The organism is Pseudomonas sp. MC6, from assembly GCF_054790575.1.
On sequence record NZ_CP186504.1, the window covers coordinates 4,710,292 to 4,727,190 of the forward strand.

At 60.0% G+C, this 16,899-nt stretch carries 13 protein-coding genes and 1 pseudogene; 6 read left to right on the forward strand and 8 right to left on the reverse strand.

What is annotated here, in order from left to right; genetic code table 11:
* Positions 1-26 precede the first annotated feature (26 nt).
* The 3 genes from ACOYXE_RS21045 to ACOYXE_RS21055 all read right to left on the reverse strand — a co-directional run bounded on the left by ACOYXE_RS21045 (position 27) and on the right by ACOYXE_RS21055 (position 3,276).
* A complete protein-coding gene (locus tag ACOYXE_RS21045) occupies positions 27-773 on the reverse strand; it encodes a 2OG-Fe dioxygenase family protein (protein ID WP_160054802.1) in 747 nt (248 codons plus the stop codon).
* Between the two features lie 232 nt (positions 774-1,005).
* Complete coding sequence (locus ACOYXE_RS21050) at positions 1,006-2,310, reverse strand: OprD family porin (RefSeq protein ID WP_405122497.1); 1,305 nt, start codon at positions 2,308-2,310, stop codon at positions 1,006-1,008.
* 297 nt (positions 2,311-2,607) lie between these two features.
* Positions 2,608-3,276, reverse strand: a complete 669-nt coding sequence (locus ACOYXE_RS21055) for a DsbA family protein (RefSeq protein WP_460926542.1) — start codon at positions 3,274-3,276, stop codon at positions 2,608-2,610.
* Positions 3,277-3,522: 246 nt separating this feature from the next.
* Here ACOYXE_RS21055 and ACOYXE_RS21060 point away from each other — a divergent pair, with 246 nt between their 5' ends.
* Both ACOYXE_RS21060 and ACOYXE_RS21065 read left to right on the forward strand, forming a co-directional pair.
* Positions 3,523-5,616, forward strand: a complete 2,094-nt coding sequence (locus ACOYXE_RS21060; protein ID WP_460926543.1) for a TonB-dependent receptor — start codon at positions 3,523-3,525, stop codon at positions 5,614-5,616.
* A 10-nt stretch (positions 5,617-5,626) separates the two neighbouring features.
* A pseudogene (locus ACOYXE_RS21065) lies at positions 5,627-5,719 on the forward strand (metal ABC transporter ATP-binding protein); the annotation flags it as partial.
* Between the two features lie 84 nt (positions 5,720-5,803).
* On the opposite strand, the gene ACOYXE_RS21070 reads toward ACOYXE_RS21065, so the two are convergent.
* From ACOYXE_RS21070 to ACOYXE_RS21085, 4 genes are all read right to left on the reverse strand, one after another.
* On the reverse strand, positions 5,804-6,016 hold the full coding sequence (locus ACOYXE_RS21070) for a hypothetical protein (protein WP_016986304.1): 213 nt from the start codon (positions 6,014-6,016) through the stop codon (positions 5,804-5,806).
* Positions 6,017-6,262: 246 nt separating this feature from the next.
* Positions 6,263-7,369 carry an agmatine deiminase gene (gene aguA / locus ACOYXE_RS21075; RefSeq protein ID WP_095125288.1) on the reverse strand — a complete coding sequence of 369 codons (1,107 nt, stop codon included), beginning with the start codon at positions 7,367-7,369 and terminating at the stop codon, positions 6,263-6,265.
* Positions 7,370-7,374: 5 nt separating this feature from the next.
* Positions 7,375-8,253, reverse strand: a complete 879-nt coding sequence (aguB, locus tag ACOYXE_RS21080; RefSeq protein WP_460926544.1) for an N-carbamoylputrescine amidase — start codon at positions 8,251-8,253, stop codon at positions 7,375-7,377.
* 294 nt (positions 8,254-8,547) lie between these two features.
* Positions 8,548-11,460, reverse strand: coding sequence for an aminotransferase (locus tag ACOYXE_RS21085; protein WP_460926545.1), 2,913 nt, complete (start codon positions 11,458-11,460; stop codon positions 8,548-8,550).
* A 165-nt stretch (positions 11,461-11,625) separates the two neighbouring features.
* Here ACOYXE_RS21085 and rfbC point away from each other — a divergent pair, with 165 nt between their 5' ends.
* Genes rfbC through ACOYXE_RS21105 form a run of 4 tightly spaced genes read left to right on the forward strand, consistent with a single transcriptional unit; the run spans position 11,626 to position 15,856 of the window.
* Complete coding sequence (gene rfbC, locus ACOYXE_RS21090; protein WP_160054788.1) at positions 11,626-12,171, forward strand: dTDP-4-dehydrorhamnose 3,5-epimerase; 546 nt, start codon at positions 11,626-11,628, stop codon at positions 12,169-12,171.
* A gap of 42 nt (positions 12,172-12,213) precedes the next feature.
* Positions 12,214-14,022 carry a sensor histidine kinase gene (locus tag ACOYXE_RS21095; RefSeq protein WP_134176222.1) on the forward strand — a complete coding sequence of 603 codons (1,809 nt, stop codon included), beginning with the start codon at positions 12,214-12,216 and terminating at the stop codon, positions 14,020-14,022.
* Positions 14,019-15,404, forward strand: a complete 1,386-nt coding sequence (locus ACOYXE_RS21100) for a sigma-54-dependent transcriptional regulator (protein ID WP_160054786.1) — start codon at positions 14,019-14,021, stop codon at positions 15,402-15,404. The genes ACOYXE_RS21095 and ACOYXE_RS21100 overlap by 4 nt, the downstream gene beginning before the upstream one ends.
* On the forward strand, positions 15,401-15,856 hold the full coding sequence (locus ACOYXE_RS21105; RefSeq protein ID WP_160054784.1) for a YiiD C-terminal domain-containing protein: 456 nt from the start codon (positions 15,401-15,403) through the stop codon (positions 15,854-15,856). Before ACOYXE_RS21100 ends, ACOYXE_RS21105 begins: the two co-directional genes overlap by 4 nt.
* Positions 15,857-16,062: 206 nt before the next feature.
* Here the strand turns inward: ACOYXE_RS21105 and cysQ are convergent, their stop codons facing one another.
* Positions 16,063-16,890, reverse strand: coding sequence for a 3'(2'),5'-bisphosphate nucleotidase CysQ (cysQ, locus tag ACOYXE_RS21110; RefSeq protein ID WP_160054782.1), 828 nt, complete (start codon positions 16,888-16,890; stop codon positions 16,063-16,065).
* Between the last annotated feature and the right edge of the window lie 9 nt (positions 16,891-16,899).

Below are 16,899 nucleotides of genomic sequence, written 5' to 3' on the forward strand. Positions count from 1 at the left end.
CGACGCCGTCGATTGGGGTGATCTGATTAGCGAACAATGTCGAAAGCGGTCCCGGGCCGCGAGAAGGAAATCGCCAGAATCTGCCGGTACGCCATCGCATGCGTGTGCGGGTTGCGGGCCGGGGTTACGTAGTGGCGCATGTCGCGATCGAGGAAGTAGGTGGTGTCGAGAATTTCCTCGTAAGTGGTCGATGCCAGTTGATGCTCGTGGGTGTCATACAAACGACTTTCCGCACCCTCGACGTTATTGCGGCCCCAGAAGTGCACACCGCTGAACGGATAACCGTCGCAGTGAATGCCTTCAGGGGTGATTTCCAGTTGTTTGCCGGGTTTTATCTCGATGCGGATCTGATGGATCTGGCACTGCCAGATTTCATCGTGCAGCTCTTCCGGCAGTACGCTTTTGTACACTTCGAAATCGGTGTCGATCAGGCTGCGCATCACCGGCGAAGTAATCACTTCATCGGAGAAGTCCTGAAAGTGCCGCACCAGGCCGCCAACATAGGCGTTGTTCTCTTTCGACTGCACGTAGGCGCGATGCTCGAGCTGCTTCAACTCACGCGTCTTGGGGTTGTACTCAAAGTCGCTGTAACGACGGTAACGCATGCCGGCTTCGGCCTGACCGTAGTAGCTGTCAGGCTCCATGTTTTCCCAACTTTTGGTCAGTCTGACGAAGTCGGCAAAATGACCGTAGAGATTGAAGTCACCACCCTGGACGTTGACATATTTGTCGCGCCGTAGCGATTCGCCCACTTCTCTGTTCAAAACGATCATTACCAAATTCTCCGCTGCGTTGAGCGGCCTAATCTATTAGGTGGAGAATTTGCGTCCATGAGAAAGAATTTCAGGCATTTAAAGCCCTGTTTGAAACGGAGTTTGCAGCGCCTCAAAAACAACTTTCACATGACAAAAACACGGGTTTTTTCTAGTTTTCATCGAAAAACCGTCGAAAAAAAACCCCGAACCAGTCGGGGTTTTTCTCATGTTTCTTACACTTGATCAGGCATCAGAAGATGTTGATCGGGTAATCCACGAATACGCGCAGTTCGTTACCGCTGACGTTGTACTCGCTGGATTTCTGCGAAACACGCAGGATCGAGCTGCGCAGTTTCACGCTCAGGTCTTTGGCCGGGCCAGACTGCACGACGTATTTGAACTGGTTGAAGATCTCTCGCTCGGTGCCGCCTTCGCTGGTGGAAGTGGTGATGTTGTCGCCACGCACGTAAGCAAAGTTGTAGCTAAGGCCCGGTACGCCGAATGCGCCGAAGTCGAGGCCGTAGCCCAATTGCCAGCTACGTTCGTCTTCAGCGTTGAAGTCGGACCAGTAGGAGTTGGCCAGGTAGATGGAGTTACCGCCGTCACCGACACGACCTTGATCTTTCTGGTAACCGCCGTAGGCGTAACCCAGGTTGCTGTCGCCGGTGGAACGCTGGTGCGCCACGGTGAACGAGTGCGGGCCCGTTGCGAATGTTGCGGCCAGGCTCCAGATTTTGTTGTCGCGACCGGTCACGATGCTTTCGCCCGGAACGGTGTTTTCGCGAACGTACGAGCTGTCCAGCTTGGTGCGATAGCCGTTGAAGTCCAGGGTCAGCGACTGATCCTTGTTGAACGGCAACACGTAGTTGGCGTTCACGTATTGTTTCTTCAATACGTCTTCGACGTCGGAAGCGTACAACGCACCTTTGAAGTTCTCGGTGAACTGGTAGCTACCGCCCAAAACGTTGATCGACTTCAGACCACCACTATCACGGCCTTCATCGCTCTTGCGCGATTCGGCGGTGAAACGACCGGCGTTCAGTTCCAGGCCTTTGATCTCTTTGGAAGTGATCAGGGTACCGGTGTAGCTTTCCGGCAGCAGACGCACATTGTCGTAGCTCAGCACCGGCAGGGCCGGCATCTGGTCGCCGTAGGTCAACACGGTGTTGGAGAAGCGGAACTTCACCGCGGCACCGCCCTTCGCTATGTCATGGTTCGCGCGGCCGTCATTTTCCTGCTTGAAGAAATCGATACCACCGGCGCCGCTGCGGCCCTTGCCGCCGTCCAGACGCAGTGCGTACAGACCGAAAGCGTCGACACCGACACCCACGGTGCCTTGGGTGAAGCCGGACGAGAACGTACCGATGGCCGCTTGGCCCCACTCGGCCTTGTCTTTGTTGCCGTCTTTATAATCACGATTGATGTAGGCATTGCGCAGCAGCACTTTGAGGCTGCTGTCTTCAACAAAACCCTTGGACTCGGCCTGGTCATTAGCCATGGCCTGAGTGGCGCTCAACATCCCCAGTGCGATCAGACTGATTCGCTTGTTCAACATTTTGTTTTCCTTATTACGGGTTGAAACGCGCTGTGTCGAACGGCGGAAACGGCGCTTTTGCACTCTTTTATTCACCCCGAAACAAAAAGGCCCGCCCACGATAACGTGATGGCGGGCCTGCTCCTTGTTTTGAGTCATGGCGGTTGGCCACAGGCGTTGGGCCGAATCGTAGCCGCGCCTTCAACAATGTGTCAATTTCAAGAATCGTCTTTAAATAGGTAAAAATCGTCTAAGAAACGTAAATTTTGCGCTGACTCCTTGCTGGGAAATGCAAACAGCCAGTGAATCCAGCGCGTATCAGGCGCAACCATCGATAGAACAAAATGCAGAAGTTTTACCGGTTTCATCGAGGACGATTGCCTGTTGCAACCAATCGGCAAATGCCTGCGGCTTGCCCAGCCAGGGGCTGATGTCGATCAACTGGAACGTGCCATTCTGCTCCAGAGCAAGCGTAGGAAAACCCTGACCGCCCAACTGAGCCAAAAACTGGCGACTGGCTTTGATGTGCCCCTCGCTATCAACGGACTCAAACGCAATGTGGAAATCTTCCTGCGCATAGCCGATCTGCATGGCCAATTCCAACAGCACGGCTGAATCGGCAATGCGTCGCCCTTCCACATAGTGCGCGGTCTGCAACCGCCCCAACATGCGCAGGCCGCCTCGGTCGATGGCTTCGGCCGCCATGACCGCCGCAATCGGTGGCGTCGAATCGAACACGGCCGAGTGATCGCGCAGCAAGCCGTCGAAATACGCCTCGCCGAAAGGCTGGCCGGTGTACTCGGCAATGCGTCGGTCGTGGGGCATGACGTAATTGCGCAGTTGCGAGGAAACCGGCTGGCGGTTGGCGCCACTCATCATGCCCCCAGCATGGGCGAGCACTGGCAGCACCTGTTGTGCGGCTTCAATGAGCGGCTTGGCGCCATAACACCAGCCACACAGCGGGTCGTAGACGTAATGAAGAATCATGGGAAAACTCCGGCAAAAAATCGATGGCGGCAGATTAGTCCCCGCACTCATGCGGAAAAACGCTGGAATGGCTTTCAGTCTGTTTCACGAATCGGTCGAATTGGCCGACCGGTCGGATTGTGTCGAACCGGACACAAATTGAAACAATCAGACAAGGGAACTTATAAGGAATAATTAACGGAAGCAAATGCAAAGCATTACCATTCGCGCGATCGAATTCCTCCACCCTTTCGGAAGCGCTGTTCAATGCCTGCCCCGTTCCGTCTTACGCCCGTCACCCTTGGGCTTTCTGCTTTTCTGTCGAGCGGTTTTGCCTATTCGGCGACCGAATTACCCGCCACCGCGATCAGTGCCGAAGCGCAAGCCGATGACCCGCGCGTGAAGCTCAGCAGCACCGCGACGCGCACCTCGACACCCGTGCGCTATGTGCCGCAGGCGATCGATTCGATCAAGACCGCCAACGTCGCCAACTACGGCACCAATGATATTTCTGACGCCTTGAGCGGCATGCCCAACGTCAGCAGCAGCGCCGACACGCGCTTCGACAGCCTGCGCATTCGCGGCTTCGATGCCAGCAACGATTTCTATCTCGACGGCATCCGCGACGACAGCCAATACAAGCGCGACCTGCACAACATCGAACGCGTCGAAGTCCTTAAAGGCCCGGCCGCCGTGTTGTACGGTCGTGGCAGTCAGGGCGGGATCGTCAACCGCGTGAGCAAGATGCCGGAATTCGGCCGTCGCTCGACCATCGAGGCCCAGGCTGGCAGCGAAGATTTGCGCAGCCTTTACGCCGACCTCAGCACTGATCCGAGCGAAAACATAAGCCTGCGCCTGAACATGGGCAACATGGATGAAAACAGCTTCCGCGACGGCGTCAGTGGCAACCGCCAACTGTTCGCACCGTCGATGAGCTGGCAACTGACGCCGGATCTGAACTGGCTGGTGCAGTACGAATACAGCCGTTACAACCGCACCCCGGATCGCGGCATCCCCGGCGTCAACGGGCGCCCGGCCGATGTCGGACGTGACACGACCTATGGCAACGATCACGACTTCATCGATGACAAGTCGCAATCGCTGCGCTCGAAACTCACCTACGAGATCAACGACAACTGGCAACTGCGCCAGACCCTCGGTGTGTTCAAGCTCGACAGTGATTTCGACAACACCTACCTCACCGGTTACACGCCGGCGACCAACAAGGTCACGCGCCAGCACTGGCAGCAGGATCTGACCACCCGCAACGTCTATAACAACGTTGAACTCGAGGGCGGCTTCGATACCTTCGGCCTTGAGCATCGCTTGCTCACGGGCGTCGAGATCGGCAGCCAGCGCCGCGATCCGACGCTGTACAACGCCGCCACTGGCAGAACGCCCGGCGCGCAGCCGGTGCCGTCGCTCGACTTGTACAACCCGAACCGCGATCTGCGCCACACCGGCAGCATGCAGGTCTCCAGCAGCAGCCACACCGAAGTCGAAAGCCGTGCGGTGTACGTCCAGGACCAACTGCGCCTGAACGATCAATGGCAACTGCTGGGGGGTCTGCGTTACGACACCTTCGATATCGAGTCGACCAACAAGCTGCGGAACATCTCCGAAGACCGCGACAGCCACAGCACCAGCCCGCGTGTGGGCCTGGTCTGGACGCCGCTGCAAAACCATTCGTTCTACGCTTCGTGGTCGAAGACGTTTTCGCCAGTCGGCGGTGGCTTGATCGGCATCACCCCGGGTGCGGCCGGCAACACCAACGACCTCAGCCCCGAACTGACCAAGCAGAAAGAAATCGGCGTGAAGAGCGACTGGTTTGATGACCGCTTGAGCACCACGCTGGCGATCTATGACCTGGAGCTCTACAACCGCCGCACCAGCGATCCTAATGACCCGACGCTGACCGTGATGTCCGGCCTGCAACGTTCGCGCGGGATCGAGTTGACCGCTACCGGTAACATCGTCGGCAACTGGTACATGCGCGGTGGCGTCGGTGTCCAGGATGCGAAGATCGAGAAGGACAACAACGGCCTGGAAGGCAAACGCATCAACAACGTCGCCAAGCACAACGGCAGCCTGTTCCTGACCTGGAAACCGGATATGGGCTGGTACGGCGAAACCGGTCTGACCCTGGTTGGCCAACGTTATGCCGATAACGCCAACACCACCGTGTTGCCGGGTTACGGCCGTTGGGATGCGCTGGTCGGTTACCGCTTCAAGGATTGGGATTTGCGTACGGCGCTGAACAACATCACCGATCGCGAATATTACGCGTCGGCGACCAGCCAGTATCAAATCCAGCCGGGTGCGCCGCGCAGCGTGGTGATGACCGGCACCTACAGTTTCTGACTTCACACACATCCCTGTGGGAGCGAGCCTGCTCGCGAAAGCGTCGGGTCAGTCGACATCGTTGTTAACTGATCCACCGCATTCGCGAGCAGGCTCGCTCCCACATTGAATGGGTGCGTACAAAATAATCGTGCATAAAAAAGCGCCGCCATCCCGGCAGCGCTTTGACCAATCCCTGTTGTTGTTCTTATCCCTCCATCACAGCCCACAACGCGTCCAGTTCGGCCTCGCTGAACAGGTCAGCGGGGTAACGCTCGATCATCATCCGGCGCGGATCAGGTTGCCTGATCTGACGCGTTCCATTGGACTTCAACCAGTGCGCGACAATCTGGAGCGATTCGCCGTTAACGGCCATGGGATGCAACGTCCGCTCGCTGACTACGTTCACTTCGGCGTTCATTTCAGCGCTCTCTCCCCGTTCATGAGCGGCTACGTTATCCAAGGTTTATGACAGAACTGTTGAAGTTCTCCTCCCTCCCTAGTGCACGAGTGATGAATACAAGAGCTATGCCAATGTTTCGCTGTTGTCGACAAGCGGATACAAAGAAGCCCGCAGTCCAACCGGGCTGCGGGCTTCTGTGCATGCATAGCGAGCTAATCATTGCTCGGCCGATTTGTTAATCAACTCAAGCTGTTACGACTCAACTCACTCTTTGTGCGGCGCGGGTTGCTGTTGGGTAAGGCAGTGGATATTACCGCCACCCAGTAACAGTTCACGGCCCGGCACCATCACCACTTCGTGCTGCGGGAACAGCTTCTGCAGGATTTCCTTGGCCGGCGCGTCCATTGGATCGTCGAAGCTCGGCGCGATGATGCCGCCGTTGACGATCAGGAAGTTCACGTAGGAACCAGCCAGGCGCACAGACGGATTGCGTTCCTGCGTGCCGTCCACCGGGTCGACACCGGCGCACTCTTCTTCAGTCGCGTAAAGCGGCCCCGGAATCGGCATTTTGTGCACCGTGAACGGGCGACCCTTGGCATCAGTGCTGCTTTGCAGAACTTTCAACGCAGCCTGGCAGCGCGGGTAGTTCGGATCCTGCGGATCGTCGGTCCACGCCAGCAGCACTTCGCCCGGACGCACGTAGCAGCAGAAGTTATCCACATGGCCGTCGGTTTCGTCGTTGAACAGACCGTCCGGCAGCCAGATGATTTTATCCACAGCCAGATTGGCGCTCAGTACCGCTTCAATCTCTTCGCGGCCCAGGTGCGGGTTGCGATTGCGGTTGAGCAGGCACTCTTCGGTGGTGATCAGCGTGCCTTCGCCGTCGACGTGAATCGAGCCGCCTTCAAGCACGAAACCTTCAGTGCGGTAACGCGGGCTGCGCTCGATCTCGAGGATCTTGCCGCCGACCTGCGAATCGCGATTCCACGGCGAGTACAGGCCGCCGTCGAAGCCGCCCCAAGCGTTGAAGTCCCAGTTCACACCGCGCACTTCGCCGCTATTGTTGATGACGAAAGTCGGGCCGCTGTCGCGTACCCAAGCGTCATCGCTGGACATCTCGACCACGCGGATATTCGGCACGTCGAGGCGCGCGCGGGCGTTTTCATACTGGCCGGCGGACACGGCCACGGTGACCGGTTCAAAACGCGCGATAGCCTTGGCCACCGCAGCATGTGCAGCTTGCGCCGGTTTGCCGCCCAGACGCCAGTTGTCCGGGCGCTCGGGCCAGATCATCCAGGTCTGCGTTTGCGGCGCCCACTCGGCCGGCATGTGAAAGCCGTCGGCGCGCGGGGTACTTTTCAAAGTTGTCATCGGGATCAGGACTCCAGGGAACCGTCGAGGGTTTTCAACGCGCCGTACAGGTTCGGACGGCGGTCACGGAATGAACCCCACGCGCTGCGAATGTGTTCGAGCTCGTCGAGGTTGAAAGTGTGCACAAGAATACCTTCTTCGGTTTTATTCAGCTCCTGCACTTTCTCGCCGAACTGGTTGGCGATGAACGAAGAGCCGTAGAACGTGATGTCGTAGCCGTCCTGTTCTTCGTTGCCGATGCGGTTACTGGCGATCAACGGCATCAGGTTGGCGCCGGCATGGCCCTGCTGCACGCGCTGCCAGTGATCGCACGACGAGATGGTTTTGTCGTGCGGCTCGCTGCCGATTGCGGTTGGATAAAAGAGTATTTCAGCGCCTTGCAAGGCCATGCTGCGTGCAGCTTCCGGGAACCACTGATCCCAGCAGATGCCCACGCCGATCTTCGCGTAACGGGTGTTCCACACTTTGAAACCGGTGTCACCCGGGTTGAAGTAGTACTTCTCGTGGTAGCCCGGGCCGTCCGGGATGTGGCTTTTACGATAAATCCCGAGGTTGCTGCCGTCAGCATCGATGATCGCGATGCTGTTGAAACGTGCGCGGCCGGCCTGCTCATAGAAGCTGATTGGCAGCACCACTTGCAGCTCTTTGGCGATTTTCTGGAAATGTTTGATCGCGACGTTTTCTTCCACCGTCGTCGCCAGTTGCAGATAGTCCGGGTTTGGCTTCTGGCAAAAGTACGGCGCCTCGAACAGTTCCTGAATCAGGATGATCTGTGCGCCTTTGGCGGCGGCTTCACGCACCAGCCTTTCAGCGATTTCGAGGTTGGCTTGCAGATCCCAGGAACAGGCCATCTGAGTGGCGGCAACGGTAACGATACGGCTCATGAAGCATCTCCGGGCAAGTGCTTTGGCGGTCGACAATTCGACCGAAGTGAAAAACGCGCGCACCGGACATGAGATCGCCATGCCGGAGCAATGGTGACTTTATATCCGATAAATATCGGCTTTAGAAGCTTGCTAAATGCATTCCGTCTAAATAAACCAAACAAAAGCCGATATAAATCGAATTATTGTCGCACTTTCTGTAGGAGCTGCCGAAGGCTGCGATCTTTTGATCTTGATTTTAAAAAGCAGAATCAACAGATCGCAGCCTTCGGCAGCTCCTACACGGGATCAGCGTTACAGGCCTTCTGTGAGGACTCGGTCGAGCATGTCGACAAAGAAATCCACGCTCTGGCGCGACGTCACCATCGGCGGTTTGATCTTGAGAATGTTCAGATCATCACCGGTCGGCTGCATGAAAACCCCCAATTCACGCAAGCGATCGCACAGCAGCGCGGTCTCCTCGGTCGCCGGCTCCAGCGTCTCGCGATTACGAATCAGCTCAAGCCCGAGATAGAACCCGGAACCGTGCACCGCGCCCACCAGCGGATGTTTATCGATCAGCGCTTCGAGCCGCGCCTTGAAGTGGCCACCGACCACCTGTGCGTTTTCCCAGAGTTTTTCTTCTTCCATGACATCGAGCACCGCCATGCCGATCTGGCAGCTCACCGGACTGCCGCCCGCCGATGAGAAGAAATAGCCCTCGGCCTCCAGCGCCTCGGCAATTTCCCGCCGCGTGATGACCGCACCCAGCGGTTGACCGTTGCCCATGCCCTTGGCCATGCAAATGATGTCCGGCACCACACCCTGCTCTTCAAAGCCCCAGAAGAAGTGGCCCATGCGCCCGTACCCGACCTGCACTTCGTCGGCGATGCACACGCCGCCTTGCGCGCGTACCAGCGCGTACACCCGCTTCAGATAACCCGGCGGCAGTGAAATACCCCCGGCATTGCCGTACACCGGCTCGCAGATAAACCCGGCCAATTGGCGCTTCTGCTCGGCGAGCTTCCCCAGGTGGTGCTCAACGCTGCGCACATAATCCGGCGCTGAATCGAGACCGCGGAATTCACCGCGATAAGTGTTTGGCGCAGGTACCGGATGCACCCAGTCCGGGCGGCTTTCCAGCGCTTTCGGGTTGTCGGCAATTGACGTCGAGACCGCATCGGCGCCAATGGTCCAGCCGTGATAGGCCTCGAGCACGCTGATCATGTCGCGACCGCCGCTATAGGCCCACGCCAGACGAATCGCCAGGTCGTTGGCCTCGCTGCCGCTGTTGACCAGAAACACCCGATCCATGCCCTCCGGCGCCAGCTTCAGCAAGCGCTCGGAAAACTCCGCGACTGCCGCATAGTTGAACCGCGAGTTGGTGTTGAGCAACGACCACTGGCGAGCCGCGACAGCGGCCATGCGCGGGTGACCGTGACCGAGCACCGCAACGTTGTTGAGCATGTCCAGATAGGAGCGGCCCTGCATGTCGATCAGGTGATTGCGCCAGCCGCGTTCGATGCGCGGCGGATCGATGTAGTAGTGTTTCTGGGTGCGGGCGAAACTGGCATCGCGGCGTTCGAGTAACGTTTTCGCGTCCAGCTCCGGCTCGGCATCGCAGGCCAGCCCCAACAATGCGGCCGGCGATGGGCACAGCGCCTGCCAAGCCGCGGCATGCGCCGGGGGGCAAAACAGCGGCGCATTGAGCTGCGCGCCCCGACACAACTGCACACGCAACGGGCCGCTGACCGCGCCCAGCACCTGACCTTTGACCAGCGCCGCGCCGCTGTGCAGCGACGGTGTCACGCCCCACAGGCGCACGCTGAGTTGCGGGCCATCCAGTTGCAGCACGCCGTCAGTTGCCTGATGCACGACGCCAGCGAACGGAGCCTCCACGGCGGTACCATCGGGCACACGCAATTCCACGTGCAGCGGGAAGGTGTCCGGTTCAACGGCACAGTCGGGACGAGTGCGCGACAAACGGTACTGACCATAACGGCTCGCCGCCAAACCATGGGCCGCCGCCGCTTCGTTCAACAGGTGCTGATCGATGCTTGCCTGCTCCCAGTTGCCGGCCTCGAAATGCGGGCTGAGGACACCGAGATCGATCAGGGCAAATTCACGCCCGACCAGACCGGGCAGCAAGGGCGCAAAACCTTGGCTGTCGATCGCCGGCAAGCTGTGACCGACGGCCGTGAGGATCGCCGCTTCCATCAGCGCCTGTGGCACCGATGTCGCCACGCGGAAGATTTCCCACTCATGGCTGAGGTTGTCGCGGCTGTAAGTATTCGTCGGGTCGATGCTGACCTGTTGCTCGCCACTAAGCACCAATACCGCCGCGCGCGCGACGATCAATGGCCACAGTGCTTGCAGCTCCTCATGTTGCAGCGGGTTGACCGCGTGGTAGGCCTGCACCGCCGGCAGGATGACAAACGGTTCACCACCGGCGTGATGCAGCAACGCCGCACACGTCACCGACAGATCGGTGATGCGCCAGGTGCGCACCAGATCGCCAAAGTCGATCACACCCTGCAACTGCCAGTGACGCTGGGCATGGCGCGCCCAGACAGCGTTGTCATCGGTGATGTCCATGTGGATCGCCTGCACCGGCAGCTTGTCCAGCAACGGCTGCAAGCGGCGCTCGGCCTGCGCGGCGGCGTCGGCGATCGATGTGCGTTGCTGCTCATCCCTGATCACCGGCAGAAGGTGGCTGATCAGTGCGCTGGCGTGGCGGGCATCCCACTGCAACGTGCGCTCAAGTCCCGGATGGTCGAACCCGGCCAACGCCAGATCCATCTCGCCGCAGAGCCGGCCAAACCCCGCCACCACGTCGCGCCCCAAGTGTTCGAGATGCGTGAGCGGCTGGCCCTCGATGTAATCCAGCAGCCGCACATGAACGGTTTCGCCGCCGACTTCCAGTGACAGCAGATCCTCGCCGTTATTGGCCGCGATCACCCGCGGCACCGTCACCGCCGCCTGCTCGGCCAGGTACTTGAGCCCAGCGTGCTGGGCTTGCAGCTCCACCAGGGCGTAATCGCCACGGCAGATTTTCAGCACGAACCGACCGCGCGGGCTGTCGACGCGGAAATTGAGATCCTGCTGGCTGCCAAGGGCCTGCAACGTGCCGCTGAGTCCGTAATGTTCCGCCAGCCATTGCCGGGCCTGCTCTGCAGAAACCTGCGGGCTGGGCAAACTGGCGCGATGAATCAACGTGGCGAGCGGCATGAAACGACCCCTGAAATTTTATTAGGCGCCTATATCGCCATTGCTGCGCGCTATCCGCAACCCCCAACCGTGTAAAGGCATCCGGGCTATTTGTCTTCCAGCACTCGCACCCTTCGGCACTTTGCGCAAGAATGACGGCCATTCACACCTGCCTAGGAAGCCCCCATGAATGTAATCACCACCGACCTGCCCGGTGTCTTGATCATCGAACCGAAGGTGTTCGGTGACGAGCGCGGTTTCTTCTACGAGAGTTTCAACGCCAAGGCGTTCCAGGACGCTACCGGTCTGGACACGCAATTTGTTCAGGACAACCACTCGCGCTCGCAAAAAGGCGTATTGCGTGGCCTGCATTACCAACTGCAAAACACTCAGGGCAAACTGGTCCGCGTGACCGTTGGTGAAGTACTGGATGTCGCCGTGGATATTCGCCGCAGCTCGCCGCACTTCGGCAAATCCGTGGCGGTGCGTCTTTCTGCGGAAAACCATCGTCAACTGTGGGTGCCGGAAGGTTTTGCCCATGGTTTCGTGGTGCTGAGCGAGTTCGCCGAATTCCTCTACAAGACCACCAACTACTACGACCCGTCGTCCGAGCGCAGCATTCGCTGGGATGACCCCGCTCTGGGCATCGACTGGCAGTTGGACGAAGCGCCTAAGCTGTCCGCCAAGGATCAGGTCGCAGCGTTGCTCAAGGACGCTGACGTCTTCGCCTGAGGCCGGGCATAATGCGCCTGTCCCTACAGGCGCATCTGGCTCATGAAACCAACCCTTCCCCGCAGACCTCGCTGGCGCAGCCTCGCCCTGCTGGCCCTGTGTCTGGCGCCGCTGTTGTGGCCGCTGGAACATCTGGCCGAGCGCTATTACCGCAGCGAACTGGCCGGACAGAACCGTCAGACCCTCGACCTGTACGTCGCCAACCTGCTGGGCACCCTGCACCGCTACGAAGTGTTGCCACAGATTCTCGGCGACCTGCCGGCCCTTCGCTCGGTCCTCGGCGCGCCGGACGACGGCGTTACCCAAGGCAATGCCAATCGCCTGCTGAAGAACATCGCCGCGCAGACCGGCGCCGAAGTCATGTACCTGATGGACACCAGCGGGCAAACACTGGCCGCATCGAACTGGGACAAGCACGACAGCTTTGTCGGCCGCAACTTTTCGTTCCGGCCGTATTTCAGTGAAGCCATGGCCGGACGCCTCGGTCGCTTTTTCGGTCTCGGTACCACCTCGGCCAAGCGCGGTTACTTCTTCGCCGCCGCCGTGCGCAACGGCGAAAAAATCATCGGCGTGCTGGTGATCAAGGTCGACCTCGACCACACCGAAAGCCTGTGGGGTAAAACTCCGGAACAACTGCTGGTGACCGACCACAACGGCGTGGTCATCCTCACCTCGCGTCCGGAATGGCGCTTTCGCTCGACCCGTAAATTGAGCGATGGCGAACGCTCAGCGATCACCGCCATCCAGCCCTACCCGACCCGCGAGCCACGTCCATTGAACCTCAGCCCCAGCGCGTGGCTGATTCAGACCCACGACATCGCCGAAACCGGCTGGAGCGTGAGCATCCTCGCGCCGCGCACGCTGATCGACCGTCCGGTGCGCACCGTGGTTGCAATCGGCGGCGCCACGCTGCTGGTAGTGATGCTGTTGCTCGGTCTGATGATGCAGCGCCGTCGGCATTATCTGGAACGCATCGCGTTCGAGGCCAAGGCACGCCGTGAACTGGAAGGCCGTGTGGCGGAACGCACCAGCGACCTCGAAGGCCTCAACCGACGTTTGAAAGAAGAGGTGCTGGAGCGTGAACAGGCTCAGCAGGAGCTGGTGCGCGCCCAAGATGATCTGGTCCAGGCCGGCAAGCTGTCGGCGCTGGGGACCATGTCAGCGAGCATCAGCCACGAACTCAATCAGCCGCTGGCGGCGATCCGCAGCTACGCGGAAAACGCCGAGGTGTTGCTCGATCATCAGCGCACCGACGACGCTCGCGGCAACCTCAAACTGATCAGCGAACTGACCGGGCGCATGGCCTCGATCATCGCCCACCTGCGCGCCTTCGCCCGCCGTGATCGCCACGCGCCGGAGAGCGTTGCCCTGCAACCGGCGCTCGACGATGCCTTGGCGCTGCTGGCCAAACGGCGCCGGAGCATGGAAGTCGAGCTGATCCGCGACCTGCCCGCCGCCACCCTATGGGTCGAGGCCGGGGAAACGCGTCTGCGCCAAGTGCTCGGCAACCTGCTCGCCAACGCTCTCGATGCCCTTACCGAAAAAGGCCCGCCGCGCAAACTCTGGCTGAGTGCCGAATCCACCGCCGAGGGCGTCAATCTGTACATTCGCGACAACGGCCCGGGCTTTTGCATGGAAGCCCTTGGCCGCGCCAGCGAACCCTTTTACACCACCAAGACCCGCACTCAGGGCCTTGGTCTGGGGCTGGCCATTTGTGAGACGCTGATGCGCGCCTTCGGCGGTGAACTGTCGTTCGCCAACCACAAGCAAGGTGGCGCCTTGATTACCCTGCGGCTGCGCGCCGGTGCGCCCGGGGTCAGCCTGCAACCGTCCGAGGATCGAAGTGCATGACCATCGACAATCGCATTCAGGTGGTGTTGATCGACGACGATCCGCACCTGCGTCAGGCCCTCGGCCAGACCCTGGATCTGGCCGGCCTGAAAATTCTGCCACTGTCCGAAGCCAAGGGCCTGGCCGCACAGCTTGAGCGTGACTGGCCGGGCGTGGTGGTCAGCGACATTCGCATGCCGGGCATGGATGGCCTGGAATTGCTCAGCGAACTGCACGCACAGGATCCGGAACTCCCCGTGCTGTTGATCACCGGCCACGGCGACGTGCCGCTGGCGGTACAAGCCATGCGTGCCGGCGCTTATGATTTTCTCGAGAAACCCTTCGCCAGCGATGCCCTGCTCGACAGCGTGCGCCGCGCCCTCGCTCTGCGCCGCCTAGTGCTGGACAACCGTAGCCTGCGCCTGGCCCTCAGCGACCGCAACGAACTGAGCGCGCGACTGGTCGGCCACTCGACGCCCATGCTGCGTTTGCGTGAACAGATCGGCGCGCTCGCCGCGACCAAGGCTGACGTGCTGATCCTCGGCGAAACCGGCGCCGGCAAGGAAGTCGTCGCCCGCGCACTGCACGATTTATCCAGCCGCCGAAATGGCCCGTTCGTGGCGATCAACGCTGGCGCACTGGCCGAGTCCGTGGTGGAAAGCGAACTGTTTGGCCACGAACCCGGCGCCTTCACTGGCGCGCAGAAACGTCGGATCGGTAAATTCGAATTTGCCAATGGCGGCACGCTGTTTCTCGATGAAATCGAAAGCATGAGCATGGATGTGCAGGTCAAGTTGCTGCGCATGTTGCAGGAGCGCGTGGTCGAGCGTCTGGGCGGCAATCAACTGATCCCGCTGGACATCCGCGTGATCGCCGCGACCAAGGAAGACCTACGCCAGGCCGCTGATCAGGGCCGCTTCCGCGCCGACTTGTATTACCGCCTCAACGTCGCGCCATTGCGCATTCCACCGCTGCGTGAACGTGGAGAAGATGCGTTGGTACTGTTCCAGCATTACGCCGATGAAGCCAGCGCCCGCCACGGTTTGCCGCCACATGAACTGCAGCCGGCACAACGCGCCTTGCTGCTGCGCCACACCTGGCCGGGCAACGTGCGCGAACTGCAGAATGCCGCCGAACGTTTCGCCCTCGGCCTGGAACTGGCGCTGGATAACGCTGGCACCGAAGGCGGTGGCAGCACCACGGTCGAAGTCATCACCGGAGGTCTCAGTGAGCAGGTGGAGAATTTCGAGAAGTCGCTGATCGCCGCTGAACTGGCACGCTCCCACAGTTCGGTGCGCAGCCTCGCCGAGGCCTTGGGTATTCCGCGCAAGACTCTGCATGACAAGTTGCGCAAGCATGGTCTCAACTTCGGCGACAGCAGCCATGGGGACGAGAACGAATGAGCACCGACAGTCACTATCTGGAGTCCGTGCTCCATCACGATATTCCACTGACCCGCGACATGGGCCTCAAAGTGCTCGACTGGCGCGAGCAGCAATTGAGTCTGCATTTACCGCTGGATCCGAACGTCAATCACAAGAGCACCATGTTCGGCGGCAGCCTTTACTGCGGCGCGGTGCTGGCCGGTTGGGGCTGGTTGCATTTGCGTCTGAAAGAAGAAGGAATCACCGACGGGCACATTGTGATTCAGGAGGGACAGATCCGTTATCCACTGCCCGTGACCGGCGATGCGGTAGCAATTTGCCCGGCGCCTGATGCGAAGGCGTGGAAGAGGTTTCTGGCGATGTATCGGCGTTATGGGCGGGCGCGGTTGGCGCTCGATACGCGGATCGTCAATGCGGGTAGCGATGAGGATGCGGTGAGGTTTACCGGCCAGTACGTTTTGCACCGCTGAAGATCAAAAGCCCCTCACCCTAGCCCTCTCCCAAAGGGAGAGGGGACTGACCGAGATGTCTTGCGTTGTACATCGACCTGGAAGATCGCAGCGATTATGGATTCAGCAAATCCTCGACCAGGTCAGCGCTGCTTTCCAATATCCCTCGGTCGGCTCCCTCTCCTGGGGGAGAGGGCTGGGGTGAGGGGGATTGCGGATCAGCCCACTTAACCCCGAGCCAACTCCAACAACCTGGAACGCCACGCCGCCTTCGCCGGCAGCGCCAAAAAGAACTCGTTCAACAGCGATTCCCGCGCCGGATAACAGAACGCTTCCCCGCGCAGATCCAACACCTCACCGCCCGCCCCTTCCAGCACACCTTGCGCCGCCGCCGTGTCCCACTGCGAAGTCGGTGCCAGGCGCGGATAGCAATCCGCCGCACCTTCGGCCAGCAGGCAAAATTTCAGCGAGCTGCCGATATTGGCCAATTGCAACTCGCCCAGACTCGCACTCAACCCCGCCAGCAAGCGCTCCTGCTCAGGACTGGAATGCCGACGGCTGGCCACCACGGTAAACGCCTCTCCCGGCCCCGGCACATCACGCACCTGAATCGCAACCGGCGTGCCGCCCTTGTCGCAGCGCCACGCACCAAGCCCGGCGCCGCCGACATAAAAGCGACCGTTGGTCGGCATCGACACCACGCCAAATACCACGCGACCGTTTTCGATCAGTGCAATATTCACAGTGAACTCTTCGCTGCCGCTGATGAACTCCTTGGTGCCATCCAGCGGATCCACTAACCACCAGCGCTGCCAGCCGGCGCGTACGCTCTGGGCGATGTTGGCGTCTTCTTCCGACAACACCGGAATGCTCGGATCCAGCGCCGTCAGCCCGGCAAGGATCAGATGGTGCGCGGCCAGATCAGCCGCCGTCACCGGCGAGTCATCGGACTTGGCCGTGACTTCAACGCCGGAGCGCCAGAACGGCAAAATCGCCTCGCCGGCCTGCAATGCCAGCTCAACGACCGGCGCCATCAACGGGTGGGGAAACGTCATCGATATCTC